Origin of the sequence: Burkholderia arboris, from assembly GCF_038723655.1 — a bacterium.
Classification (GTDB): domain Bacteria; phylum Pseudomonadota; class Gammaproteobacteria; order Burkholderiales; family Burkholderiaceae; genus Burkholderia; species Burkholderia arboris.
Map to the genome: position 1 here is coordinate 995,537 of NZ_CP109823.1, position 26,234 is coordinate 1,021,770.

General features: G+C 68.3%; 21 protein-coding genes and 3 pseudogenes. 15 read left to right on the plus strand and 9 right to left on the minus strand.

Annotated elements, in window-relative coordinates; translation table 11 throughout:
- Positions 1-65 precede the first annotated feature (65 nt).
- The 6 genes from OHZ10_RS36980 to OHZ10_RS37005 all read right to left on the minus strand — a co-directional run bounded on the left by OHZ10_RS36980 (position 66) and on the right by OHZ10_RS37005 (position 6,002).
- Positions 66-491 (minus strand): TOBE domain-containing protein, encoded by a 426-nt coding sequence (locus OHZ10_RS36980; protein ID WP_059241092.1) that lies wholly within the window; start codon positions 489-491, stop codon positions 66-68.
- A 180-nt stretch (positions 492-671) separates the two neighbouring features.
- Positions 672-2,180 carry an efflux transporter outer membrane subunit gene (locus OHZ10_RS36985; protein WP_342706166.1) on the minus strand — a complete coding sequence of 503 codons (1,509 nt, stop codon included), beginning with the start codon at positions 2,178-2,180 and terminating at the stop codon, positions 672-674.
- Positions 2,177-3,136 (minus strand): HlyD family secretion protein, encoded by a 960-nt coding sequence (locus tag OHZ10_RS36990; RefSeq protein WP_342706167.1) that lies wholly within the window; start codon positions 3,134-3,136, stop codon positions 2,177-2,179. The genes OHZ10_RS36985 and OHZ10_RS36990 overlap by 4 nt, the downstream gene beginning before the upstream one ends.
- 1 nt (position 3,137) lies before the next feature.
- The gene (locus tag OHZ10_RS36995) at positions 3,138-3,350 is read right to left on the minus strand and encodes a DUF1656 domain-containing protein (protein WP_059241095.1); all 213 of its coding nucleotides are present in this window, start codon (positions 3,348-3,350) and stop codon (positions 3,138-3,140) included.
- A gap of 34 nt (positions 3,351-3,384) precedes the next feature.
- On the minus strand, positions 3,385-5,526 hold the full coding sequence (locus tag OHZ10_RS37000; RefSeq protein ID WP_342706168.1) for an FUSC family protein: 2,142 nt from the start codon (positions 5,524-5,526) through the stop codon (positions 3,385-3,387).
- A complete protein-coding gene (locus tag OHZ10_RS37005) occupies positions 5,523-6,002 on the minus strand; it encodes a MarR family winged helix-turn-helix transcriptional regulator (RefSeq protein WP_059241097.1) in 480 nt (159 codons plus the stop codon). Before OHZ10_RS37005 ends, OHZ10_RS37000 begins: the two co-directional genes overlap by 4 nt.
- Before the next feature lie 324 nt (positions 6,003-6,326).
- Between OHZ10_RS37005 and OHZ10_RS37010 the strand changes: the two genes are divergently transcribed.
- From OHZ10_RS37010 to OHZ10_RS37020, 3 genes and pseudogenes are all read left to right on the plus strand, one after another.
- Positions 6,327-7,187 carry an FAS1-like dehydratase domain-containing protein gene (locus OHZ10_RS37010; protein WP_342706169.1) on the plus strand — a complete coding sequence of 287 codons (861 nt, stop codon included), beginning with the start codon at positions 6,327-6,329 and terminating at the stop codon, positions 7,185-7,187.
- A gap of 78 nt (positions 7,188-7,265) precedes the next feature.
- Positions 7,266-7,491, plus strand: a pseudogene (locus tag OHZ10_RS37015) (acyl-CoA dehydrogenase family protein); the annotation flags it as partial.
- Positions 7,488-8,122, plus strand: a pseudogene (locus OHZ10_RS37020) (CoA transferase); the annotation flags it as partial. The pseudogenes OHZ10_RS37015 and OHZ10_RS37020, both read left to right, overlap by 4 nt.
- Position 8,123: 1 nt before the next feature.
- On the opposite strand, the gene OHZ10_RS37025 reads toward OHZ10_RS37020, so the two are convergent.
- Complete coding sequence (locus tag OHZ10_RS37025) at positions 8,124-8,819, minus strand: TetR/AcrR family transcriptional regulator (protein WP_081052078.1); 696 nt, start codon at positions 8,817-8,819, stop codon at positions 8,124-8,126.
- A gap of 759 nt (positions 8,820-9,578) precedes the next feature.
- On the opposite strand from OHZ10_RS37025, the gene OHZ10_RS37030 reads away from it, so the two are divergent.
- Positions 9,579-10,943: a DUF1329 domain-containing protein gene (locus OHZ10_RS37030; RefSeq protein WP_174994753.1), complete on the plus strand. Its 1,365-nt coding sequence runs from the start codon at positions 9,579-9,581 to the stop codon at positions 10,941-10,943.
- An 88-nt stretch (positions 10,944-11,031) separates the two neighbouring features.
- Positions 11,032-12,861 carry a DUF1302 domain-containing protein gene (locus tag OHZ10_RS37035; RefSeq protein ID WP_425394804.1) on the plus strand — a complete coding sequence of 610 codons (1,830 nt, stop codon included), beginning with the start codon at positions 11,032-11,034 and terminating at the stop codon, positions 12,859-12,861.
- Here the strand turns inward: OHZ10_RS37035 and OHZ10_RS37040 are convergent.
- Positions 12,845-13,078 (minus strand): hypothetical protein, encoded by a 234-nt coding sequence (locus tag OHZ10_RS37040; RefSeq protein WP_342706520.1) that lies wholly within the window; start codon positions 13,076-13,078, stop codon positions 12,845-12,847. The two genes, OHZ10_RS37035 and OHZ10_RS37040, sit on opposite strands and share 17 nt — an antisense overlap.
- On the opposite strand from OHZ10_RS37040, the gene OHZ10_RS37045 reads away from it, so the two are divergent.
- Positions 13,013-15,283, plus strand: coding sequence for an efflux RND transporter permease subunit (locus OHZ10_RS37045; RefSeq protein ID WP_342706504.1), 2,271 nt, complete (start codon positions 13,013-13,015; stop codon positions 15,281-15,283). The two genes, OHZ10_RS37040 and OHZ10_RS37045, sit on opposite strands and share 66 nt — an antisense overlap.
- 31 nt (positions 15,284-15,314) lie before the next feature.
- Complete coding sequence (locus tag OHZ10_RS37050; protein ID WP_342706171.1) at positions 15,315-16,283, plus strand: WD40/YVTN/BNR-like repeat-containing protein; 969 nt, start codon at positions 15,315-15,317, stop codon at positions 16,281-16,283.
- Between the two features lie 290 nt (positions 16,284-16,573).
- Here the strand turns inward: OHZ10_RS37050 and OHZ10_RS37055 are convergent, their stop codons facing one another.
- A complete protein-coding gene (locus tag OHZ10_RS37055; protein WP_059241104.1) occupies positions 16,574-17,470 on the minus strand; it encodes a LysR family transcriptional regulator in 897 nt (298 codons plus the stop codon).
- Positions 17,471-17,627: 157 nt separating this feature from the next.
- On the opposite strand from OHZ10_RS37055, the gene OHZ10_RS37060 reads away from it, so the two are divergent.
- The 8 genes and pseudogenes from OHZ10_RS37060 (at position 17,628) to OHZ10_RS37090 (ending at position 26,221) form a co-directional block, all read left to right on the plus strand.
- Positions 17,628-18,890, plus strand: a complete 1,263-nt coding sequence (locus OHZ10_RS37060) for an MFS transporter (protein ID WP_404823528.1) — start codon at positions 17,628-17,630, stop codon at positions 18,888-18,890.
- Positions 18,891-18,961: 71 nt separating this feature from the next.
- Positions 18,962-19,852 (plus strand): amidohydrolase family protein, encoded by an 891-nt coding sequence (locus OHZ10_RS37065; RefSeq protein ID WP_059241106.1) that lies wholly within the window; start codon positions 18,962-18,964, stop codon positions 19,850-19,852.
- An 8-nt stretch (positions 19,853-19,860) separates the two neighbouring features.
- A complete protein-coding gene (locus tag OHZ10_RS37070) occupies positions 19,861-20,748 on the plus strand; it encodes an isocitrate lyase/PEP mutase family protein (RefSeq protein WP_059241107.1) in 888 nt (295 codons plus the stop codon).
- A gap of 63 nt (positions 20,749-20,811) precedes the next feature.
- A pseudogene (locus tag OHZ10_RS38670) lies at positions 20,812-21,561 on the plus strand (MFS transporter); the annotation flags it as partial.
- Positions 21,559-22,140 carry an MFS transporter gene (locus OHZ10_RS38675; protein WP_420874435.1) on the plus strand — a complete coding sequence of 194 codons (582 nt, stop codon included), beginning with the start codon at positions 21,559-21,561 and terminating at the stop codon, positions 22,138-22,140. The pseudogene OHZ10_RS38670 and the gene OHZ10_RS38675, both read left to right, overlap by 3 nt.
- A 174-nt stretch (positions 22,141-22,314) precedes the next feature.
- Entirely contained in the window at positions 22,315-23,727 is a 1,413-nt protein-coding gene (locus OHZ10_RS37080; protein ID WP_081052079.1) for a KamA family radical SAM protein, read from the plus strand.
- Positions 23,724-24,869 carry an FAD-dependent oxidoreductase gene (locus OHZ10_RS37085; protein ID WP_342706172.1) on the plus strand — a complete coding sequence of 382 codons (1,146 nt, stop codon included), beginning with the start codon at positions 23,724-23,726 and terminating at the stop codon, positions 24,867-24,869. Before OHZ10_RS37080 ends, OHZ10_RS37085 begins: the two co-directional genes overlap by 4 nt.
- On the plus strand, positions 24,866-26,221 hold the full coding sequence (locus OHZ10_RS37090; RefSeq protein WP_174994578.1) for a lysine N(6)-hydroxylase/L-ornithine N(5)-oxygenase family protein: 1,356 nt from the start codon (positions 24,866-24,868) through the stop codon (positions 26,219-26,221). Before OHZ10_RS37085 ends, OHZ10_RS37090 begins: the two co-directional genes overlap by 4 nt.
- Positions 26,222-26,234 lie beyond the last annotated feature (13 nt).

Genomic DNA, 26,234 nt, shown 5'->3' on the forward strand with positions numbered 1-26,234 from the left:
CGGACGACGACCCGGCCGCATGCCTGCGCGGCGCACGACGGTCCGCCATCGCGATCGTCACGCGATCACTCGACGCCGACGATCACGCTCGACGCCTTGAAGATTGCGGATGCCGCCGTGCCGCTCGCGAGGCCGAGACGATCGACGCTGTCGTTGGTGACGATCGCGACGATCTCGGCGCCGCCTGCCGCCTTGATCACGACCTCCGCATTGATCGCGCCCTTCGTGACCGACGCGACGGTGCCTGCGACGCAGTTGCGCGCCGATACCTTGCTACTGTCGACGTCGACCATCACGATGACCGACGACGCCTTGACGAGCGCGAACGCCTTCGTGCCGGCCGCGAGGCCCAGCGACGCTGCGCTGCCGTGGGTGATCACGGCGACGATGTCGAGGCCGTCCTGCGTGCGGAGCGTGATTTCGTCGTTGACGGCACCGGGCTTGACGGCGCCGACCTGGCCGGCGAAATGGTTGCGGGCGCTGGTTCGCATGATGACTCTCCGAGTGGATGCGGCTGCCGGATCGGCAACTGCAGATGAATGGAAATGCATCGGTCAGTTTACCGTCAACGCAGGTGTTCGTCGCCTTCCGGATGCTATGGTGCGAATCAGGAAACCCTGCCGCTGCAGGGCATTTTGCCGCACATGCGCTATGTACTTAAGGTGATAACGCTATCGTGACGACTCGCTGCCGTTGGGCGTCGCGGCGGCACGCGCTGTGGCGGGGGCGCGATCCTGTGCGGCCGTTGTGCCGTCGCCATCCCACCCGCCACCGAGTGCGAGGAAGAGCCGCACCTGATCGGCCGCGACCTGGCCTTCGGCAGCCGCGACCTGCGAACGCACGCCCGTGAGGGTGCGCGTCGCGTCGAGATCGGAGATGAACGATTCGCGGCCCGCCGCATAGAGACGATGCGTTTCGTCGGCGGAATTGCGTGCCGATTCATACGCCGTGCGCAACGCATCCGTGCGCTGCACGTCTGCCGCGTAGGTCGCGAGGCTCGACTGCGTTTCGCGCAGCGCAGTCAGCACGACGCCGTCGAAGTGCGCGAGCGCGCCGCCCGTCGCGGCCTCGGCCTCGCGTACGCGCGCACGCTGGCCGTTCACGGGGAACGACCAGCTGATCAGCGGGCCGAACGACCAGCGGTTCGTGTTGGACGAGAACAGGTCGGCGGCGACGCCGACCGAGCCGGCCGACGCACCGATGCTGATCGACGGGTACAGCGCGGCGGTCGCCACGCCGATGCGCGCGGTCGAGGCGGCAAGCTGCCGCTCGGCTTCGCGCACGTCGGGTCGGCGGCGCAGCAGCGCCGCGCCGTCGCCGATCGGAATCGGCTGGCGCAGCGTCGGCAGCCGTTCGCATTCGGCGACGGCCTTCGGCAAATCAGCCGGCGCGCGCGCGAGCAGCGCGGCGAGCTGGTATTGCGCGACCTTGCGGCGGCCTTCGAAGCGCGGGATGTCGGCGGCGAGCGTGCGGACCTGCGTCACGCCGCGCGTCACGTCGGTCTGGTTGCCGCGCCCGGCGTCGCGCAACCGCTGCGACAGCGCGACGCGCTGCTTCTGCAGCGCGAGCGACTGCTTCGCGATGGCGAGTTCATCGCCGGCCGAGCACGATTCGACGTACGCGCGCACGACGTCGGCGACAACCGTGATGCGCGCGAGGTCGCCGGCCGCCTTTACGGCGTCGCTGTCGGCGCGTGCGGCTTCGACGCCGCGCCGCAGCTTGCCGAACAGGTCGATTTCGTACGACACGTTGATGCCGACCGAGCCTTCGTTGACGACGGGCAGCTTGTTTTCGAGCAGGTATTGCTCGGCCGATTCCTGCGCGCGCTGCACGGCGGCTTCGGCGCCCCCCGAGAACCCGCCCTGCTGGCTCGCGACGTCCAGCGCCGCGCGCGAGCGGGCGAGGTTGGCCGCGGCGACGCGCAGGTCGGTGTTCGACTTCAGCGCATCGCGCACGAGCGCGTCGAGCACGGGGTCGTCATACAGTTGCCACCAGTTGCCGGGCACCGCGTCGCGCGACACCAGCGTACCGTTCGCGTCGTCGAGCGCATGGTTCGCGAGCGGCGCATTCACGTACGCCTGCTGTGGCAGCGTGTAGTCGGGGCCGACGGATTTGCACGCGCCGAGTGCGAGCGCAAGCGGCGCGAACGCTGCCGCGAGGCGCAGACCGTGCTTGTTCATTGCGACGCTCCCGCCGCGCCGGCGGCCGCACCGGAGGCCGCCGATGCCGAACCGGCAGCAGCCGGCTTCGCGTTGTCGTTCTGGCGCGTGTCGGCGCCGCGCATCGACACGGTTGCGGTGCGGCCCGCGATCATCCGGAAATCGTCGGGTACTTCATCGAGCACGACGCGCACCGGCACGCGCTGCGCGAGACGCACCCAGCTGAACGCCGGGTTCACGTTCGGCAGCAGGTTCGCGCCCTGCGTGCGGTCGCGATCCTCGATCGCGGCGACGATGCTCTGCACGTGGCCGCGCAGCGTATGCGGCTCGCCCATCACGATGATGTCCACCGGCTGCCCGATATGGATGCCGCGCAGCTTGGTTTCCTCGAAGTAGCCGTCGACGCGGAACGAGTTGCGGTCGACCACCGACAGCACTGCGCGGCCGGCCGGCACGTATTCGCCGACGCGTGGCGCGCGGTCGTTCAGGTAGCCGTCTACGGGACTCACGATCGTCGTGCGCTGCAGGTTCAGCTTCGCGGTGTCGAGCGACACCTGCGCATCGGCGACACTGGCCTCGCCCTGTTCGACGCGCGTGCGGCTTTCCTCGACCTGTTCGCTCGCGACCAGGTTGCCGAGCTGCAGGTTGCGCGCGTATTCGCGCTTCGCCTGGGCCAGCGTCGCGCGGCGCTGCGCGAGCGTCGCTTCGGCGAGGCGTTCCGCGAGCGCGTAGCGCGCCTGGTCGATCACGAACAGCACCTGGCCGCGCTTGACCTCCTGGTTGTCGGCGATCTGTACCGACGTGATGAGGCCCGACACGTCCGGTGCGACCTGGATCACGTCGGCGCGCACGTGTCCGTCGCGCGTCCACGGCGAGAACATGTAGTAATTGATGATCCGCCACAGCACGAGGCCGGCTACGACGACGACGATCAGGGTGAGCAGGATTTGCCCTGCCGAGAGCCAGTTTTTTTTCACGTTAGGTAGCCACGAGATGGTGGGAAGCGATCACGACGGCGGCAAGTACGAACACGTAGATGCCGAGGTCGAAGATCGAACGGTGCCAGACGAGGCGGTAGAAGCCGACGCGTTCGAGCACCGCGCGCACGACGATGTTGATCAGGTAGGCGATCAGCATCAGCACGAGCGGAGCCGGCACGAACACGCCGAAGATGTCGATTTCGCCGATCATGGTCGCGTTGGGAAGGACAGGGTGGAAAGCGGGATCATGCGTGCGCTCCGTCCGGCGCCTGCGGCGCTTGCCCGGCTGCAGCCGGATACAGCGACAGGCGCAGGCCGACGAGCGCGTGCAGCGTGTCGCGCAGCCGGCGGTGCGTCGCGGGCGTGGCCGGTGCAGCGGGCGTGGCAGGCGCGGCCGCGCCGTCGGCCGGCGCGGCGCCCGGCAGATTGCGGCCGGCCACGCGGTGCAGCGCGTCGTCGATCGTCGCGAGCAGCGCGGGCGGCGCCGGCTGGCGCGCGTTCGCGGCCGCGCAGCGCGTGTAGTGATCGGTGACGCCGGCCAGCACGCGGTCGATCGCGTCGGGCACGTCGCCCGACAGCCGGCGGCGCGAGCGGCGCAGGTCGAGCGCATTCAGCGCGATGCGCAGGTCACGGAAGCTTTCGATCGACGGGTGGCGGTGGTCGTCGGACGCGCCGAGGCGTGGCAGCAGCTGGGTGACGCGGTCGAGCATCCGCGATGCGTGGTTGCGCTGGTCGTCGAGCGGCTGCGTCGACGCGGAGCGTGCGACGTCCTCCCAGCCCGAGCGCAGCAGGCGCCGCACGGCGAGCTCCGCGCCGAACGGCCGGGTCGCCCGGGTCCAGACGTATGCGAACAGCAGTCCGGCGACACCCGCGAGATTGCTGTTCAGGAACACGAAGAAATCTGCCTCGTACGCGCTCTGGATGCTGATGAAGGTCGCCGTGTTCACCGCGACGAGCATCGTCACCATGTTGAACTGCGGGCGCGGCAGCAGCGTGCCGATCAGGATGAACGGACCGGCGAATATCAGCACGAGCATCGCGAAATCGTGCACGTGCGGCAGCACGACGAACAGGTAGAGCCCGGCGAACACGACGCTCGCGGCGGTCGACAGGAAAAACTTGAACACCAGCGGCGCGGGCTCGTCGAGCGCGGCGAAGAAGCTGCACGACACGGCGACGAGCGTGACGGCCGCCGCGCCGTCGTGCCAGCCGGACGAGATCCACAGCCAGCACGCGAACACGATCGCGAGCACGACGGTCAGCGTCGAGAACAGCATCATCCCGCGATCGAAGAAGCGCTCGGTGCCGCCGAGCCGCCAGTGCCGGTAGCGCGGCTGCCACACGCCCGCTTCGTTCGCGATCAGTGCGCGCAACGAGCGGCAGTCCTGCCAGATGTCGATGACCTGGCGCAGTCGCCACAGCGCGTTCGACATCAGCGCGCCATCCCAGCTCGCGAGCGCACTGTCGGGCGGCTGCAGCGCGGCGATGCGTGCGCGCAGGTTGTCCGCGACCGGATCGTGGGCCATGTCGCCGTCGGTGCCGGCTTTCACGGCCGGCAGCGGCGCGTCGAACCACTTCGCGGCGTCGGCCAGCAGGGCGTCGAGCGCGGGTGGGCGCACGTGCAGGTCGCGCATCAGCGCGATCAGCGGATCGGCGAGCGACGACATCAGCGGCAGGAACAGCTGCATCCGGCCCGCGAGCGCCTGTGCGCGTGCGAGGATGCGCGGGTGCGCATGGTCGTAGCTCAACTGGCTCAGCAGGAACTCGAGGCCGGTGATCGTCGCCGCGAGCCGCTGCCGGCACGCGGACAGCGCCTTGCCGGCGAGGTGCCCGGACAGCGTCTCGCGGCCGTAGAACGCGGCGTCCTTGAACCATGCATCGGTGCGCTCGATCAGCGTCGGCGCAAGCCGGTTCGGGAATACCGCGCTGCCGACCACGCTCGCGCACACGATGCCGAGCACGATTTCCTCGGTCCGCGCGATCGCGACGTCGAACACGGTGGATGGATCGGTCACGGTCGGCAGCGCGATCAGGGGCATCGTGTAGCCGGCGAGCATGAACACGTAGCTGCGCGCGGTGCGGTCGGAGATCGCGAGGTAGAGCAGCGTGCCGCACCAGGTCGCGACGATGATGCTGAACAGGAGCGGTGTCTCGACGAACGGCGGCACGAAGAAGATCGCGGCGGCCGCGCCGAGCGCGGTGCCGAGCGCGCGGTACAGCGCCTTCGAACGCGTCGCGCCGACGAACGGGTTCGACACGATGTAGACGCTCGCCATCGCCCAGTACGGGCGCGGCAGCTGGAAATACAGGCCGAGGTACAGCGCCAGCATCGACGCGGCGAACGTCTTGCCGGAGAACAGCCAGTCGCGAAGGCTCGGATAAGTCATGACGCGGTGTCGTCGGCGTGGGAGGGACGCGCGGCGGGCGAGTGCGACTCGGATGCATTGAACGCATCGAGCACGCGCAGCGTCGTTTCGAGATCGGCGCGCGAGACGCCCTTGAGGACCTGGGCGCGCAGCGCGCGCAGGTCTTCCTCCATCTTCGCGGTGACCGCGCGGCCGGCGGCCGTCAGCGAGATCGTCTTCGCGCGGCGGTCGTGCGGATCCTCGTCGCGGCGCGCGAGGCCGGCCGCGCACAGCTGGTCGAGCAGGCGCACGAGCGACGGCCCTTCGATGCCGACGTGTTCGGCGAGCGTGCCTTGCCGCACGCCTTCGCCGAGACGCCCGGCGATCAGGAGCGGCGTCGCGCAGGCTTCGGACACGTTGTACGCGTTCAGCACGCCGTCACTGGTGCGGCGCCACTTGCGCGCGGACATCACGAGCAGGCTGCTGACGGCGAGGCGGAGATCGTGCAGATTGGTCATGGGCGAGATGATAGGGGCAAAAATATTCGATAGCAAACTATCGTTTTTTGTCACCCGGATGACATGTCGCTCGGGGCGCGGCCGGTCCGTCTGAAGCAATTTAGGCGGCGTGCCGGCGGTGGTCAAGCTGTAAGGTTGGCGGCCCGGAGCAGCGCGCAGCGGCCGCGGCGATTAGACTGAATAGTCAGACGAGAACCGTCCCGCAGGACGGAGCAGGGCCGCGCGTTAACCAAATCAGAAGCCCCGGTTCGCGAAAGCCGACTTTTCGAACCGGCGCGCGGCGTGCATATTAGGGTCATTGCAAGCGCACCGGAGACGCCGCCCATGTCGACCTCATCCCCGCAGCCTGCCGCCCCCGCGTCGCTCGACGCGTGGCTCGGCAAGACCGAAACGCTCGGCGACGACATCACTGCGTTCCCGCTGAACGCGCTGGCCGCTACGCTCGACCGCCCGCCACCCGGCGACGTCGTGCCGCCGATGTGGCACTGGCTCTACTTCCTGCCGGTCGCGCCGCTGGCCGAAGTCGGCCCCGACGGCCACCCGAAGCGCGGCGGCTTCCTGCCGCCCGTGCCGTTGCCGCGCCGCATGTGGGCCGGCGGGCGCCTGACGTTCCATGCGCCGTTGCGCGCGGGGCAGCGCGCAACGCGCGAATCGACGATCGCGAACCTCGAGGACAAGACGGGCCGCAGCGGCCGGCTCGTGTTCGTGACGGTGCAGCACCGGATCGAATCCGGCGGTGCGCTGTGCGTCGAGGAAGAGCACGACATCGTCTATCGCGACGCGCCGCAGCCGGGCGTGCCCGCACCGAAGCCGGTCGCGGCGCCCACGGGCGAGACGTGGGCGCGCACCGTCACGGCCGACGCCGTGATGCTGTTCCGCTATTCGGCGCTGACCTTCAACGGCCACCGCATCCACTACGACCGCAGCTACGTGACGCAGGAAGAAGGCTATCCGGGGCTCGTCGTGCACGGCCCGCTGATCGCGACGCTGCTGGCCGATCTCGTGCACCGCGAACGGCCCGACGCGACGCTCGCGAGCTTCGCGTTCCGCGCGGTGCGTCCGACCTTCGACTCGGAGCCGTTCACGCTGTGCGGCAAGCCGTCGGACGACGGTTGCACGATCGAGCTGTGGGCGAAGGATCGCGACGGCTGGCTGACGATGCAGGCCACCGCAACCCTCGCGTAACGCGCTTCCGTTCACTCATCGACGACGACGGACAGGCAGACGACGTGGCACGACCCGTATCAGGGCGTTCGCAAAGCGGTGCGTGACCTGTGCTGCCATTGTTCCGGCGAGTATTTCCGCAAGATCGACGGCGCGCGCAGTTATCCCGATGCGTTCGTCGATGGCACTGACGAACGCCGGCTGGCTGGCCGCGCTGATTCCGCAGGAATACGGCGGTTTGGGCATCCGGCTCACCGAGGCTTCGATCATCATGGAGGAGATCAATCGCTCGGGCGGTAATTCCGGCGCGTGCCATGCGTGGATGCCCACGTGCTCGTGCAGAACCTCGCGCCGGTGCGGCCGAGCGTCTCGGGCTCGGCGACGACGCGCTGAAGGACACGCATCCGCACCTGATCGCCTGCGATCTCTCAGGCTATGGCGACGAAGGTCCGTATCGCGACCGCAAGGCCTACGACCTGCTGATCCAGAGCGAGGCCGGCTGCCTGTCGATCACGGGTTCGCCGGGACAACCGGCGAAGGCCGGCTGCTCGATCGCGGACATCGCGGCCGGCATGTACGTGCATACGAACATCCCGAGCGCGCTGCCGATGCGCGGCCGCACCGGTACAGGATGCCGGATCGACATGTCGATGCCGGAGAGCATGGTCGCGTGGATGGGTTATCGGCTCTACTACGCGATCGACGGGCAAAGCGCGCCTGCGCCGTCGGGCGCATCGCACGCGACGATCTGCCCGTACGGACCGTTCCCGGCCGGCGGCGGCAAGACCGTGATGCTCGGGCTGCAGAACGAGCGTGAACGGAAGTTGTTCTGCGAACAGGTGTTGCGGCAACCCGCGCTCGCCGACGATCCGTGCTTCGACGCGAATTCGAAACGCCACGCGGCGCACGCGCGCGCCGGCGTGCCTGTTTGCCGTGGGGGCAGTCCGTTGCCGGCGTTCAGCCCGGCAACGACGCCACGGCGAGCACGGCCTTCACGGCTTCGTCTTCCATGCCCTTGATATCGGACGGGAAGCGGTTGCGCTGCGGGATCAAGACACTCAGCCCTTCGATCTGCGCGGTGATCAGCGCCGACCGGCGCGCGAGTTGCTGCGGCGTCAAAGCGGGGTTCACCGCCGTCACGAAGCCGGCAATCATCTGGCGCTGGAACAGGTACGCGTCTTCCATGGCCTGCCGCGCGAACTCGTGCGCATGTGCAAGCGCCCAGATGTTCACGAACAGGCTTTGCGTGCGCGGCAGCTTCGCATCCTCGATCAGCATCCGGACCACCTTCTCCAGCCGTGCGGCGGGCGACAGCGTTTCGTCGGTCCGTACGCTGTCGTAGTTCCGCGAATACTCGGAGATGGTTTCGCTGATGATCGCCGCGTAGAGATCCTCGCGCGAAGGAAAGTAATGCTGCAGGTTCGACAGCGCGAGCCCCGCACCGGTCGCGACCTTGCGCATCGTCAGGCCGCCGTAGCCGTCGACGACGAAGATCTCGATTGCGCTCTCGAGAATGCGGCCGACCGTATGGCGGCCGCGCTGGGTCAACGCACGTGGGCTGTCGCTTGCCCTGGCGTCCGACGCGGGTTCCGATCGACGGGGCGACGCAGGTTCTGCGCGAATGTCGTCAGGGCTCGTCGCTTTCGGTTCCATCGAAGTTTCTCCTCCTGCGGGCAACACATGCCCGGGCTTGCAGATGTGTAAGGTGGATTGTAGGTTATTCGACCTAGTGTCTCAAGCCGGGCAAGCTTTTCCCGTCTGCCGGCCGACGTGACGAACGCCGGCTGCGGCCCCTTGTGCCGGTCCGGTCCAGATACCGGTGTGCGAGATTCTACGCGTGTTCGCGGCCTTATCAGGTTGGCGCGCCACGCGTTGCTTCCCCCGCTGCGGCACCGTCGCCGCAACTTGACTTTACGCGACGTCCAAAAACAGGTCGATCAACCTATCTTCCGATGCCTGGCGGGTAACGACCCGAACCCTTCGCGCGTGCCGAAGGCGAGTGCCGACTTGTCGAGGCGCGACACATGACCGCAAAAATACTTGATAAGTACGCAGAAAGCGCATGAATCGTCTTGCCTGAACAACGCGATACAGTCCCGTCGCATGCGAGGGTTTCACCCGACTTGTGACCGAAAATTGCCATGCGTATAACGCTAACTAGGTCATATGACATAGTTACGGGGTGGCGAAGATGCCGAGATCGCAAACCCCGGACGTGACCCGTTGCACCTTCCGGCGCGGGGCCGGCGCATCGATCGCGCGCCGACGATCTGCCGCCTGAACGTGTGCGCCGACATTCGACACGCGGGCCGCCGCCGGCCCTCACAGGACGCGCCATCGAGCCGATGGTGGAGACAGCTTCGCGTTGCCCGGCGGCTGCCGGCAAACGGAGCGGGATTTGGAGCGAGAACCATGAACAGGAAGCATGCAATCGGAACGTTGAGCGCCGTCGCGGCGGCGCTGTTGCTGGCCACCGGCAGTGCGGCGGCCGAGGACCTCACGGCGACCGGCGCGGAGCGCGGGCCGAGCAAGGACGGACTCGTGCCGGCGTTTGCCGGCCGGCAGGCGCCGCAAGCGGGCTGGGAGTACGGGAAAGTCCGCGGCGATTTCTGGAAGCACCGCAACGAGCAGCCGCTGTACTCGATCGACGCAGCGAACCTCGACAAATACGCGGACAAGCTGTCGCCCGGCCAGATACAGCTGATCAGGCAACTGAAGGGCTATCGGATGGACGTCTATCCGTCGCACCGCGAATGCCAGTTGCCCGACGTGGCCGAGCAGAACTCGAAAGCGAACCTGACGGCAGCGAAGCCGGCCGCGAACGGCCAGTCGCTGCAGTCGGCCGCGCTGCCCGGCGTACCGTTCCCGCAGCCGAAGAATGGCGCCGAGGCGATGCTGAACTACGAGACGCGGTATCGCGGCGAAGGGATCGAATGGTCGCCGATCGCGACCGTCATCTCGCCGCGCCCGGGCAGCAGCGACTGGATCGACGGGATCGGCCCGCAGGCCGAGTACCTGCCGGCCGGCCGGCTCGGCAAGACATCGCCGCAGGACGTCGACCAGATGAACATGGCCGTCTACTTCTCGATCAATTCGCCGGCCGCGCTCGCCGGACAGTCGTTCGTGCAGCGCCAGTACTACGACAAGGATTCGGAGACGTACTACTACTTCCCGGGCCAGCGCCGCGTGCGACGCATGCCGGCCTATACGCACGATGCGCCGCTGATCGGCTTCGAGAATCAGTATCTGATCGACGACTCGAACATGTTCAACGGGTCGCTCGACCGCTTCGACTGGAAGCTGGTCGGCAAGAAGGAAATGATCGTGCCGTACAACGCGTTCGGCCTGTACACGTACAAGAGCAAGCTGCATGACGTCGCGACCCCGAACGGCATTTCCGCCGACCACCGCCGCTATGAAGTGCACCGCGTGTGGGTCGTCGAGGCGACGCTCAAGCCGAGCGCGCGGCACGTCGCGTCGAAGAAGACCTTCTATCTCGACGAGGACAGCTGGCTTGCGCTGACTGCCGAGGACTACGACGCACAGGGCAAGCTCTGGAAAGTGCGCGAGAGCTATCCGATCCCGGTGTTCGAACTGGGCGGCGCGTGCGACAACCAGCCGTTCGTCCAGTACGACCTGAACAACGGCCGCTACGTGTTCGACGGCTCGTCGATCGGGCAGGGCAAGGACATCCGCTACTACGAACGCGCGAACGATCCGCGTTTCAAGCCGGACTTCTACACGGCGGAATCGCTGCGCTCGGTCAGCGAACGGTGACGCGCACCGCGTAGCGTGAAGAACCGGCGCGCGTGCGACGCGCGCCGGCGTCGACAAGGGGAGGAGGCAGGTCATGAAACCAAGAATAATGATTAGGCGTACTGCAATTTCGCTCGCCGTGATGAGCGCGACGGCCACGAGTGCATTCGGCTACCAGTTCACGTCCGCGGGTGGCGACCTGCAAGGTTCGTGGGTCACGAACCTGACGGCCGGCGCCGGTATCCGGACCAAGAACCCGAGCTGTTCGCTCACCGGTGATCCGAACGCGTTCGGCTGCGGCGCGGGCGCGAATACGAATCAATGGGGCTTTGGCGACAACGGTGACCTGAACTACCGCAAGGGCCAGCCGTTCAGCACCTATGTCAGCGCGACCAGCGAGCTGCTGCTGAAGATGCCGAGTGAAGGGCTGAAGTTCATGGTGCGCGGCACTGGCATGTACGATTTCCTTGCCGGCAATACGAACCGCACACCGTTGTCGAGCACGGCGGCCGCACAGGTCGTGTACAACGCGCAACTGCTCGATCTGTGGGGCGAGAAGGATTTCACGATCGGCGGGCGCAATGCGCACGTGCGGGTCGGCAATCAGGTGATCAACTGGGGCGAGAGCATGTTCGCGCAGAGCGGCATCAACGCGACCAACTCGATCGACGTGCAGAAGCTGCTGATCCCCGGCTCGCAACTCAAGCAGGCGCTGTTGCCCGCGCCGATGGCAAGCTTCGCGGCCGACCTGTCGCACGGGTTCAGCACCGAGGCGTACTACCAGTTCCAGTGGAACGGCAACCGCTACCCGCCGGTCGGCTCGTACTGGTCGACGTCGAATATCGTCGGGCGCGGCGCCGAACCGTACACGGTCAACACGACCAACCCGAACGTCGCGGGCCCGAGCGCGGGCACGATCGCGAATGCGATCGGCGGCGCGAACGCCGCGGGCAATCAGGACACGCTGAACGCGATCAAGAACGGGCTCGTGAACGGCACGTACGCGGGGCCACCGTTCAACGACGTCGGCTTGCCGCTCACGACCACGCTGCCGGCGAAGTACCGGCCGCAGTTCGGCGTGAAGTTCAACTTCTCGCCGCGCTCGTTCGATGCGAACTTCGCGCTCTACTACGAAAACTATACGGACAAGTCGCCGGTGCTGACCGCGCTCGCGAACGGCGGCATTCAGGCGTCCTATCTCGGCAGCCGGCAGCTGTTCGGCGCGAGCGCGAACTTCGGCGTCGGCCCGTGGGCGATCGGCACCGAGCTGTCGTACCGGCCGCGCGATGCGGTCGCGCTGTCGGGCTGCTACGGGCCCGGCGGCCCGCTCGATGCGATCACGAACGGCGTGGCGGGCATCGACTGCCAGCAATGGGTCGACAAGAAGAAATTCCAGTACGACCTCAACGGGCTGCTGGCGCTCACGCGCAGCGAATACCCGTTCCTGAAGCTGCTCGGCGCCGATTCCGCCGCGCTGACCTGGGAACTCACGTGGATCTACTACCCGGGGCTGAGTTCCAGCGGCGTCACGCGGACCGTCGGCGGGCAGACCGTCACGCAGGCGCCGCAGGCCGGCTATGCGCCGTGGCTGAACAACGGCTCGGGGCTCGGCTATCCGATCGCGATGGCGCAGGGCACCGCGAGCTCGGTGGGCGCGACGATCGATTTCAACTGGACCTACGACGGCTCGCTGATCCACGGCTGGCAGGTCACGCCCGGCGTGACGTTCTCCGATGGCCTGTACGGCTACACGCCGACCTTCACCGCGAATTACCTGCAGGGCGCGAAGTCGGTGAACGTCTACGTGCTGTTCAACCAGAATCCGCCGACCTGGCAGGCCGGCATCAACTTCACCGCGTTCTGGGGCGGCCACAACACGGTGGGTCAGCCGTACGCGGACCGCAATTTCGTCGGGATGTTCGTCACGCGGAATTTCTGACGGTGACGGGTGGCAGGCGGCGCGCATCGTGCGCCGTCGCAATACATGAAGGGGTAAGGTCGTGCTCAATCGTCTGGTCAGTCGCCTGGAAAGGCTTTTCTTCGGTCATCGCGCGCTCGTGCTCGCGGCGATCGCGTTGTTCACCGTTGCGATGGCCGTGTTCGCCGTGCAGTTGCGCATGGATGCCGGCTTCGAAAAGCAGATGCCGATCGGGCATGAATACATCCGCACGTTCCAGCAGTACCGCAACGACCTGCTCGGCGCGAACCGCATCACCGTGGTCGTGCGCGCGAAGCACGGCTCGATCTGGTCGAAGGAAGGTTTGACGCGGCTGTACGACGTCACGCAGGCCGTTACGTATCTGCCGAACGTCGACCGGATCGGCGTGCGCTCGTTGTGGACGCCGAACGCGTTCGTGAATGAAGTGACCGACGAAGGGTTTCGCGCGGAGCCGATCATTCCCGGCACGGTCACGCCCGGCCAGTTGACGCCGGAGCGCGTGCAGGGCATTCGCCGCGCGACGACGCTCGGCGGCTACGTCGGCACGCTCGTGTCGCACGGCGAGGACAGCGCAATGATCACGGCCGAGCTGAACGAGCGCGACAGCGCCGGCAAGGTGCTCGACTACGTCGCATTCAATCACCTGCTCGAAAGCAGGATCCGCAAGCCGTTCGAGGACGCCGGCTACGACATCCAGATCATCGGCTTCGCGAAGCAGATCGGCGATATCGCCGACGGCGCGACGGCCGTGCTCGGCTTCTGCGCGGTCGCGCTGCTGCTGACCACGCTCGCGGTGTACTGGTACTGCCATTCGGTGCGCTTCACGGTGCTGCTGATCGCGTGCTCGCTGACGTCGCTCGTGTGGCAGTTCGGCACGCTGAAGCTGCTCGGCTTCGGGCTCGATCCGCTGGCGGTGCTGGTGCCGTTCCTCGTGTTCGCGATCGGCGTGTCGCACGGCGTGCAGCAGGTGAACTTCATCGTGCGCGAAATCGCGCACGGGCAGAGTTCGTTCGATGCGGCGCGCCACAGCTTCAGCGGCCTGCTGATCCCGGGTGTGCTCGCGCTCATTACCGCGTTCGTATCGTTCATCACGCTGCTGCTGATCCCGATCCCGATGGTGCGCGAGCTGGCGATCACCGCGTCGCTCGGCGTCGCGTACAAGATCGTCACGAACCTGATCCTGCTGCCGGTCGCGGCGTCCTGCTTCAACTTCACGAAAGCCTACGCGGACAACTCGCTGAAGCGCGCGCAGCAGCGTGCGAAGCCGCTGCGCGTGCTGGCCCGCGTGGCCGAGCCGAAGTATGCGAGCGTCACGGTCGCGCTGACGGTGGCGATCTTCGCGCTCGCCGCGTGGCAAAGCCGCGACCGCGTGATCGGCACACTGCAGCCGGGCGCGCCGGAATTGCGCGCGGATGCGCGTTTCAACCGTGACGCGACGTCGATCGCCGGCAACTACGACATGGGGCTCGACTGGCTGACGGTTGCAATCGAGTCGAACGGCAAGGCTTGCGACAACGCGGCGGCCGGCCTGTACGAAGACGACTTCTCGGCCGCAATGCGCACCGAACCGGGCGTCGTATCGGTGCAGTCGTACTCGTCGATGCTGCGCGCGTACAACCAGGGCTACAACGAGGATTTCCCGAAGATGAAGGTCGTGCCGATCGATGCCGAGAACTACGGCGCGGTGTCGGTCGACGTCGGGCGCGCGAAGGGGTTCATGAAGGCCGATTGCAGCATGACGGCCGTTCACCTGTTCCTGACCGATCACAAGGCGACGACGATCAACCGGATTCTCGACGACGTGAAGCAATACCGCGCGTCGCATCCGTTCCCGGGCATGACGGTGCGGCTGGCCGCGGGTAACGCGGGCGTGCTCGCCGCGACCAACGACGAAGTCGAGAAGAGCGAACTGCCGATGATGCTCTACGTGTACGCGGCGATCCTGATCCTCGTGTTCCTCGCATACCGCGACTGGCGCGCGATGCTCGCGTGCTGCGTGCCGCTGTCGGTCGCGACCTTCATCGGCTACTGGTTCATGAAGGCGCTGCAGATCGGGCTGACGGTTGCGACGTTGCCGGTGATGGTGCTGGCCGTGGGTATCGGCGTCGACTACGCGTTCTACATCTACAACCGGCTGCAGGTGCATCTGGCGGGCGGGCAGGACATCGTGAAGGCCGTGCAGCACGCGATGCTCGAAGTGGGCGTGGCGACGATCTTTACGGCCATCACGCTGGCGATCGGTGTCGCGACATGGAGCTTCTCGGCGCTCAAGTTCCAGGCCGACATGGGCAAGCTGCTCGCGTTCATGTTCGTGGTGAACCTCGTGATGGCGATGACGGCGTTGCCTGCGCTCGCGTCGCTGCTGGAACGCGGGTTCCCGCGCCGCAAGCCGGCCCGCGCGCCGGGCCTGTTCAGCCACTGATGCCCGCGCATACCACTACAGAGGTCAATCGATGATCAAGACGCTCGTTGCCTGTACCGCGCTCTGCGCTGCCGCGACGGCCTTCGCGCAACCGCCGGACGGAACGGTTGCGGCCTGGGCCGCGAAGCCCGCACACGCGTGGACCGCGCCGACGCACATGATGCTGATGGACGCCACCCGCGCCGGCTCGCGGATCGTCGCGGTCGGCGAGCACGGCATCGTGCTGCTGTCCGACGACGACGGCAAGACCTGGCGGCAGGCGCGGCGCGTGCCGGTGTCGGCGACGCTGTCGGCCGTGTCGTTCGCGGACGCGCAGCACGGCTGGGCCGTCGGCCAGTGGGGCGCAATTCTCGCGACCGACGACGGCGGCGATACATGGGTCACGCAGCGGCTCGATACGTCGGTCGACCAGCCGCTGTTCTCGGTGCTGTTCACGAATGCGCAGGACGGCATTGCGGTCGGCCTGTGGTCGCTGATGCTGCAGACGCACGACGGCGGCAAGACGTGGGCGCGTACGACGCTGCCGAAGCCGCCGGGCGGCGGCAAGGCCGACCGCAATCTCTATCACGTGTTCGCAGACTCTACGCACGCGCTCTACATCGTGTCCGAACAGGGGATGGTGCTCAAGTCGGCCGACGGCGGCGCGAACTGGACCTATCTGCCGACGGGCGGCAAGGGCACGTTGTGGTCGGGCGTCGCAATGCCCGATGGCCGGATCGTGGTCGGCGGGCTGCTCGGCAGCCTGTTCGAAAGCCGCGACGGCGGCACGACGTGGGCCGCGCTGAACACCGGCACGCGCAGCTCGATCACCGATCTCGTCGCCACCGGCGGCGGGCTGGTCGGCGTCGGCCTCGATGGGCTGACGTTCGCGCAGCGCGTGGCAGGCGGCACGCTCGGCGTCGCGCAGCGCGCGGATCGCGCGACGCTTACCGCTGCGCTGATCGATGCGCGTGGCAAGCCGGTGTTGTTTTCGCAGGCAGGCGTGCTCGACACGCCGTGACACGCGTTTCGCCAACGCGTGACTGCACGCCGGGATTCCAAGAGGATGCCCGGCGCCGCGTGCTGCTGGCGCACGCGCGTCCGGCGTCTCGATCGTTCCCGTTGCTCGACGACGTCGACACAAGTCTGCATTCGCACTGCACAGCCGGTGCGATGCGGCGCTGAACCGCGCCGGACTCGCTGGGGCTGCGGTTGCGGGCCGCAAGGCAACCGTTGCCGGGTTGGCGCGGGGCAACGGCCATACCCGGCAGGTACGCCGCGCGCACGCGATCGCGCCGGCCGGCGGTGTGTTCAGGCGCGCGGATCGGCCGACGGCAGCAGCGCGGCGAAGCGGTCCGCGAGCGTGGGGCGCGACCGTGCGGGCCAGATCGCGCTCAGTTCGAAATTCGGCAGCGCGGCGCCGTCGCGGATCGGGCTGTAGGCAACCCCGTCGAACGCGAACGCGTGGATCGAGCGCGGCAGCAGCGACACGCCGCACCCGGCGGCGACGCATGCGACGACGGTCAGCGTGCGGTTCACGTCGAGCACGATGTCCACCGGATGCCCGGCCTGGCGGAACGCGCTGAGGATACCGGCGCGGATCAGCGGCAGCTGATCGTGCGGAAACCACACGAGGCCGGCCGCGGCGAGATCGGCCAGCGTGACCGTGCCGTCGGGCAGGCGCGGGAACTCCTTCGGCAGCACCGCGACGAGCGGGTCGCGCCGGATCAGCTTTTCGCGCATCCGGCCGTTGACCGCGACCGGCGTATGCAGCAGCCCGATGTCGATCTCGCCGCGTTCGAGTGCGATCGCCTGCTCGGCATTGCTCATCTCGCTCATCACGAGCTCGACGTCGGGCGCACTCTCGCGCAGCGCACGGATCGCGCGCGGCAGCGTGTCGAACAGCGCCGCGCTGACGAAGCCGATGGTCAGGCGCCCGGCGCGCTGCGCACCGATCTCGCCCGCCCGGTGCGCGGCCGCATCGAGCCGCGCGACGCTCAGGCGCAGGTCGTCGACCATCGCGAGCCCGGCCGGCGTGAGCGTCGCGCCGCGCCGCGACCGGTCGAACAGCCGGACTCCCAGCTCCTTTTCCATCCGGTTCAGCGCCTGGCTGAGCGCCGGCTGCGCAATACCCAGTTCGCTGGCGGCGCGCGTGAAGCTGCCGGAATCCGCGATCGCGAGAAAGTAGCGGACGTGCCTGATTTCCATAAGCGTGTGTTATGAATAATTATTCGAAGCATAGTAGCGAATTATCCAAATGATTCATAGGATGCACTTCGGGCGTCGTCGATACCGGCTGCGCCTCCGATAGCGGCGCGATCAGGCGGCGCACGGCGACGACACGAGGAGACCTCCGTTGACCTGGATGCGCGAACTCTCGACGACCGAACGGCGCACGTTGCGCGGCTGCTTTGCCGGCTGGGCGCTCGACGGCCTCGACACCCAGATGTTCAGCCTCGTGATCCCGGCATTGCTCGCGACCTGGAGCATCGGCAAGGGGCAGGCCGGCCTGATCGGCGGCGCGACGCTCGTGTCGGGCGCCCTCGGCGGCCTGCTGGCCGGCGTGATCGCCGATCGTTACGGGCGCGTGCGGGCCCTGCAGATCACCGTGTGCTGGTTCTCCGCATTCACGTTCCTGAGCGCGTTCGCGCAGAACTTCGAACAGCTGCTGGTGCTGAAGGCGCTGCAGGGGCTCGGCTTCGGCGGCGAATGGACGGCGGGCGCGGTGCTGCTCGCGGAAACGGTCGGCGCGCGCCATCGCGGCAAGGCGATGGGCGTCGTGCAGAGCGCGTGGGGGTTCGGCTGGGGCGCGGCGGTGCTGCTGTACATGATCGTGTTCGCGTGGCTGCCGGCCGAATGGGCGTGGCGCGTGCTGTTCGCGATCGGCGCGTTGCCCGCGCTGCTGGTGCTGTATATCCGTCGCGCGATTGTCGAGCCGCCGCGCGCGCAGCCAGCGTCTGTGCGGGCGGACGATACGCCGACGGTCGGCATCTTCGACCGGTCGGTGCTGCGCACGACGGTGGTCGGCGGCCTGATCGGCGTCGGCGCGCATGGCGGCTATCACGCGATCACGATCTGGCTGCCGACCTACCTGAAGACCGAGCGGCACCTGTCGGTGCTCGGCACCGGCGCGTATCTCGCGGTCGTGATCGTCGCGTTCATCTGCGGCTGTTTCCTGAGTGCGTACCTGCAGGACCGGATCGGCCGGCGCCGCAACGTGATGCTGTTCGCCGCGTGCTGCGCGGTGATGGTGAACCTGTACGTGTTCCTGCCGCTGAACGACGTCGCGATGCTGTTGCTCGGGTTTCCGCTCGGGCTGTGTTCGGCCGGCATTCCGGCGACGCTCGGCACGCTGTTCAACGAGCTGTATCCGCAGAACGTGCGCGGACGCGGCGTCGGCTTCTGCTACAACTTCGGCCGCATCGTGTCGGCGGCCTTTCCGGTGCTGGTCGGGCGCATGGGTGAATCGTTGCCGCTCGGCACGGCGCTCGGCATCGATGCCGGCATCGCGTACGGGCTGGTCGTGATCGCGGTGTGGTTCCTGCCGGAAACGCGCGGTCGCCGCCTGCCCGACGCGGCCGCCGGGCCGGGCGCCGACGGCGACGCGCGCGCCGGTGCCTCGCTGTAGGTTTCGTCTTTCGTTCATTCCGTCGCCTGTCGCCCGTTGCCGGGCCGGGCATCTCTTGCAGGCAAGTCGTCATGGATCGAGCAGTGAATCCGCCGGTCGAACCGGTTTCAGCGGCGCCGGACACGGCCGCGTGGTACGCATCGCCGGCGGCCGTCGCGGCCGTCGACGCACATGCGCACGTGTTTGCGCGCGGCCTGCCGCTCGCGCCGGTCGTGCGCCACGCGCCCGATTACGATGCGTCGCTCGACGCGTACGTCGCGCATCTCGCCGCGCACGGCATCACGCACGCGGTGCTGGTGCAGCCGAGCTTTCTCGGCACCGACAACGCGTTCTTCGTCGACGTGCTGCGGCGCTACCCGCACCGCTTTCGCGGCGTCGCGGTGGTCGATCCGGTGATCGACGACGATGCGCTCGCCGCGCTGGATCGCGCGGGCGTCGTGGGCATGCGGCTCAACCTGGTCGGCCTGCCGATTCCGGATTTCGGCACGCGGGTGTGGCGCGCACTGTTCGCACGCATCAACGCGCTCGGCTGGCATGTCGAGATTCATCGCGATGCAGCCGACCTGCATGCGATCGCCGCGAGCCTGCTCGCGCAATCGTGCACGCTCGTGATCGACCATTTCGGCCGCCCGTCGCCGACGCTCGGCGAGCGCGATCCCGGCTTCCGTCACCTGCTGTCGCTCGCCGATACAGGCCGCGTGTGGGTCAAGCTGTCGGCCGCATACCGCAACAGCCTGGCCGGCGACGGCACCGATACCGCGCTCGGCGCCGCGCAGGCGCTGCGCGCCGCGTTCACGGCCGAGCGGCTCGTGTGGGGCAGCGACTGGCCGCATACGCAGCATCGCGAGCGGGTCGATTTCGGCGCGACCTGTGCGGCGCTCGAACGCTGGCTGCCCGACCCCGGCGAGCGCACGCGCGTGCTGCGCGACTCGCCGCGAACCCTGTTCCGTTTCGACCAATGAGGCCCTGCATGACCGATCAAACCGCCCTTCGTCGCGCCGCGTTCCGGCGCAGCATCGCCGCCCGCCAGGGGCTGCTCGTCGCCGGCACGTTCAATGCGCTGAGCGCGCGGATCGCCGCCGATCTCGGCTTCGGCGCGCTGTACCTGAGCGGCGCCGGCGTCACCAACATGTCGCTCGGCCTGCCGGATCTCGGCTTCGTCGGGCTCGGCGAGCTGGCCGAGCACACCGCGCGCGTGCGCGGCGCCGTCGACCTGCCGCTGATGGTCGATGCCGATACCGGTTTCGGCAATGCGCTGAACGTGCTGCATACGGTTCGCACGCTCGAGCGCAGCGGCGCCGATGCGATCCAGCTCGAGGACCAGGTGCTGCCGAAGAAGTGCGGTCACTTCGCGGGCAAGGAAGTGATTCCGGCCGCGGAAATGGTCGGCAAGCTGAAGGCGGCCGTCGACGCGCGCGTCGATCCGAACCTGCTGATCGTCGCACGCACCGATGCGGCCGCCGTGCACGGCATCGACGACGCGATCGAGCGCGCGCACCGCTATGCGGCGGCCGGCGCCGACGTGCTGTTCATCGAGGCGATGGACACGCCGGAGGACGTCGAACGGCTGCCCGCGCTGTTCGACACGCCGCAGCTCATCAACATCGTGATCGGCGGCAAGACGCCGACGCGCTCGCGCGACGAACTGGCGCGCCTCGGCTACGGCGTCGTGCTGTACGCGAATGCGGCGCTGCAGGGGGCCGTGCACGGGATGCAGGCCGCGCTGACCGAATTGCGCGACACGGGCCGGCTCGATGAAAACCCCGCGCTCGTCGCGCCGTTCGCCGAACGGCAGCGGCTCGTCGACAAGGCGCGCTTCGACGCGCTCGACGCGCGCTACGCGGCCGGGCAGCCGTAAGGCCGGCACGCAGCACGGGCGGCGCATGCCGGCCGCCCGCTACCGAACAGACAGGAGACACCCGTGGCAACTTCCCCAACCGGGGCGGCCGACGCGCCGCCACGCATCGGCTCGATCGTCGGCGGGCTGGCCGGCAACCTGATCGAGTGGTACGACTTCCTCGCGTACAGCATCTTCTCGATCTACTTCGCGCCGTCGTTCTTTCCCGCCGACCGGCCGACCGTGCAACTGATGAACACCGCGGCGATCGCGGCGGTCGGCTACGTCGCGCGACCGGCGGGCAGCTGGCTCGTCGGCTTGTACGCGGACCGGCACGGGCGCAAGGCCGCGCTGACGAAGTCGGTGCTCGCGATGTGCGCGGGCTCGATGCTGATCGCCGTCACGCCCGGCTACGCGACGATCGGCATGCTCGCGCCGGCACTGCTCGTGGCCGCGCGCCTGCTGCAGGGCCTCAGCATGGGCGGCGAATACGGCACCAGCGCGACCTACCTGAGCGAGATCGCGCCGCCGAACCGGCGCGGCTTCTACGTCGGCTTCCTGCAGGTGAGCGTGGTGGCTGGCCAGCTCGTCGCGCTCGGTCTGATGCTGGCGATGCAGCGGATCTTCGCCGGCACGCACGACATCGAGCGCTGGGGCTGGCGGATTCCGTTCTTCGTCGGCGGCGTGCTCGCGCTGTTCGCGCTGTACATGCGCCGCAACGTCGTCGAGAGCGACGCGTTCGTCGCGAGCCGCGCACGTGCGGCGAAGACGCGCGTGACGGCCGATCTCGCGGCCCACTGGCGCGAACTGCTGCTCGCGATCGGCATCACGATCGGCGGCACCGTCGCGTTCTATACGTACACCGTCTACATGCAGAAATACCTGGTCAATTCCGTCGGCCTGCACAAGGAAACGGCGACCTGGATCTGCACGCTCGCGCTGCTGCTGTACATGCCGCTGCAGCCGCTGTTCGGCCTCGTGTCGGATCGCGTCGGGCGCCGGCCGGTGCTGCTGTGGTTCGGGCTCGGCGGCACGCTGCTGTCGGTGCCGATCTTCACGGCGCTCGCGCACGTGCACGAGCCGCTCGCCGCGTTCGCGCTGGTGTTCGCCGGGCTCGTGGTGCTGAGCGGATTCACGTCGGTGCACATGCTGGTCAAGGCCGAGCTGTTCCCGCCGCAGATCCGCGCGCTGGCGGTCGGGCTGCCTTATGCGCTGACGACGGCGATCCTCGGCGGCACGACCGAATTCGTCGCGCTGCGGCTGAAGGCGGTTGGCAACGAATCGATGTTCTTCTGGTACGTGGCGGCGTGCGCAGCGATTTCGCTGGTCGTGTACTGGCGGATGCCGGAAACCAATCCGGCCAGGCGCGCGCGGCCGGCTCGGCCGGCGGTGGGCGCCGCCGCACCCCGCTGAATTGGTGCGAAGCCGCATGCGAAACGCTTATGGATAAATAACACGGACGTAATGCTTCGCCGCGGCGATTGCTTCTAGTATCTGCAGAACGCCGACGGGCTGCCTGGCCGTCGGCGGCGAGCAGACGAGACACACGACATACATTAGTACATCTAAAAAAATGGAGTCGAGTCAATGATCGAACTATCCGAGGGCCAACGGATATCCACGCGCGATGGCGCGCCGGGCGGTGCGCCGCCACGGCCGTCGATCGCGGTCCATCCCGTGTTCAAGGCGTACAACCGGTCGAAGCTGGACGACATCCCGCAGCTCGCGGTATTGCCGCCGTCGATGCGCGAGCAGATCGGGCTGGTCGCACGCGTGCTGCCGTTCAAGGTCAACCGTTATGTCGTCGAGCAACTGATCGACTGGACGAACGTACCGGACGATCCGCTGTTCCGGCTGACGTTTCCGCAGCCCGACATGCTTGCGCCCGACGAGCTCGGGGAGCTGGCCGAGCTGTCGCGCGACGCGGCGCGCCAGGCGGACCTGGACGCGCTGGTCGGACGCCTGCGCGCCCGGATGAACCCGCATCCGGCGGACCAGCGGCTCAACGAGCCGGAGCTGGACGGCGAGCCCTGCCCGGGCATCCAGCACAAGTATGCGCAGACGGTGCTGTACTTCCCGAGCCACGGGCAGACCTGCCATGCGTACTGCACGTTCTGCTTCCGCTGGCCGCAGTTCGTCGGCGACGCGTCGCTGAAATTCGCGTCGAGCGAAGCCGGGCGGCTGCACGCGTACCTGCGTGCGCACGGCGAAGTGACCGATCTGCTGATGACGGGCGGCGATCCGATGGTGATGAGCGCGGCGCGCCTGCGCGAATACCTGATGCCGCTGCTGGAGCCGGGGCTCGAGCATGTCGGCAACATCCGGATCGGCACGAAGGCGCTGACCTACTGGCCGTACCGTTTCGTCAGCGATCCGGATACGCCCGAGCTGCTCGCGCTGCTGCGCACGCTGATCGATGCCGGGCGCAACGTGACGGTCATGGCGCACCTGAACCACTGGCGCGAACTGTCGACGGAGATCGCCGAGCAGGCCGTGACGAACCTGCGCCGCATCGGCGTCGTGATTCGCTCGCAGGGGCCGGTGCTGCGCCATATCAACGACGACGCTGAAGTCTGGCGGCGCAACTGGGTCGGGCAGGTGCGGCTCGGCATCGTGCCGTACTACATGTTCGTCGAGCGCGATACGGGGCCGCGCGGTTATTTCGAGCTGCCGCTCGCGCGGGCGCTCGACATCTACAACACCGCGATCGCGTCGGTGTCGGGGCTCGCGCGCAGCGCACGCGGCCCGTCGATGAGCGCAGGCCCGGGCAAGGTCGAAGTCGCGGGCACGCTCGAGTTGCAAGGACAGCGCTACTTTCTGCTGAATTTCCTGCAGGCGCGCGATCCGCGCTGGCTGCGCCGGCCGTTTCTCGCGAAGTATTCGGCGACGGCCTGCTGGCTCGACCAGCTCGAACCGCCGGACGGCGAACCCGCGTTCTTCTTCGATGCGGCGTATCGCGCATTCGTCGACGCGCATCAACACCAGCCGGAGCATGCATGAGAACGCCCGGCACACGAACCGCCGACGTCGCGATCGTCGGCGGCGGCTACACGGGGCTGTCCGCCGCGATCCACCTGGCGGAGCAGGGCGCGACGGTTGAGGTCTGCGACGCCGATCCGCCCGGCGACGTGCCGAGCGCATTCAACTTCGGTTCGGTCGCGAGCGCCGCGCCGGCGCTGCCGCGCGGCCCGGTTTCGGCCGCGCAGGCGCAGGCCGCCGAGCGCACGGCCGCGCAGGCCATCGCGTACCTGAAGCGCTTCGTCGACAGCCGCAACCTCGCGTGCGGCTGGGCGCATCCCGGCCACATCACGCTCGCGTGCGACGACGCGTCGGCGGTGCAGCTGGCGCACCGCTTCGAGTACTACGCGGCGCAGCAGGATGCGTGCGTCGCGTGGCTCGACGCGCAGGCGGTCACGCAGGAAACCGGCGCGGCGCATGCGATCGCGGGGCTGCTGAACCTGAGGTTCGCGCTGATCCGGCCGCGCGCGCTCCGCGATGCGATGCGGATGCGGGCGGTCACGCTCGGCGTGCGGATCCGGCGCGGCGCGCGCGTGAACGCCGTGCGGCTCGTGCCCGATGCGGCCGTGCTCGACCTCGGCGACGCGACGCTCGACGCGGGCACCGCGCTGGTGTGCGCGGAGGACGCGTGGCCGCTGCTGCCGGCCGACCTGCGCCCGCCGCTCGAACGCTACGGCACGCACCTGCTGGCTACCCGCATCCTCGACGACGCGACGCAGCGCCGCATTTCGCGGCAGCCGCGCGTGTACGGCACGTTGTCCGCCGACAAGGATTATTTCCGGCTCGACGACAGCGGGCGGCTGTTGTTCGGCAGCCGGCTCGGCCTCGCGGCCGACGGGCCGCCCGCGGGTGTCGAGGCCGCGTTGCGTGCGCGGCTGGGCGCGTATTTCCCGGCGCTCGAGCACGTGGGCGTCGAGCACGTGTGGTCCGCGCCGCTCGGCTTCACCGCGCTCGGCGTGCCGCATGTCGGCACGGCCGGGCGGCTGGGCTGGTGCGGCGGCTATTGCGGCAGCGGGATCGCCACGGCCGTTCACGGCGGCGCGGCGCTGGCCGCGCGCGTGCTCGGCCAGGCCGACGACGGTGCCTTTCACGATTCGATCACCGGTGCCGGGGAGGCGCGATGAACACTTTCGAATTCCAGACGCTCGACGGCGCGAAGCCGCGGGCCTTTGCCGGAGAAGAAGTCGACGTGCTCGGTATCGGCGTCGGTCCGTTCAACCTGAGCCTGGCGGCGCTGCTGGCGCCGCTGGACGGGCTGCGTTCGCTGTTCGTCGAGCGCCGGCCCGGGTTCCGCTGGCATCCGGGGCTGATGCTTGCCGATTCGTCGTTGACGACCAGCTTCCTGAAGGACCTCGTGACGCTGGCCGATCCGTGCAGCCGCTACTCGTTCATTGCGTTCCTGCAACGCACCGAACGGCTGTACGCGTTCGCGAACGCACGCTTTCCGACCGTGCGCCGCCGCGAGTTCGAACAGTACATGCAGTGGGTGTGCGCGTCGCTCGACAACCTGCGGTTCGACTGCGAAGTCGAAAGCGTCGTGCGCGACGGGCGCGCACTGCGCGTCACGACCTCGCACGGCGTCGTGCGCACCCGGAACCTCGTGGTCGGCGTCGGCCTGCGCCCGAGCGTGCCCGCGTGCGCGCGGCCGCACCTCGGGGCCGACGTACTGCATTCGTCGCAGTTCTGCACCGTGCGGCCGGCGCTTGCCGGCCGGCGCGTCGCGATCGTCGGTGGCGGCCAGAGCGGCGCCGAGCTGGCGCTGCATCTGCTCGGGTTGACGGGCGATGCGGCGCCCGCGCACATCGCCTGGCTGACGCGGCGCGAGAACTTCCTGCCGATGGACGACTCGCCGTTCGTCAACGAATGGTTCGTGCCGCAATACAACGCGCATTTCTCGCGGCTGTCGCCGGAGCGCAAGCGCGACGCGCTGGAGACGCAGCGCCTCGCGAGCGACGGCGTCACGTTGCCGCTGCTGACGGCGATCTACCAGCGGCTCTACGAGATCACGCACATCGAGGGGCGCACCGGCCATTGCGCGCTGATGCCCGGCCGCAGCATGGCGAACCTGCACCGCGCGGACGGCGGCTACGTGCTGAGCGTCGACGACGGCACCGGCGTGCATGCGCCGCTGCATGCGGACGTCGTGCTGCTCGCGACGGGCAGCGAATTCCAGATGCCCGGCGCGCTCGAATCGCTGCGCTTCGAGATGCACACGCGCAACGGCGTACCGGAGCTCGACGACGACTATGCGGTGCGCTGGAACCGGCCGAGCGCCGCGCGGATTTTCTTCCAGAACGCCGCGCGCACGACGCGCGGCATCGCCGACCCGAACCTGAGCCTGGCCGCGTGGCGCAGCGGCCGGATCGCGAACGCGATCGCGGGCGCGTCCATCTACGAGGTCGGCACGCCGCCGGGATTCGTCGACTGGCCGCACGGCGACGCGCCGCAGGCCGCCACCCAACAACTCGTGAACTGACAGGAGCACCCCG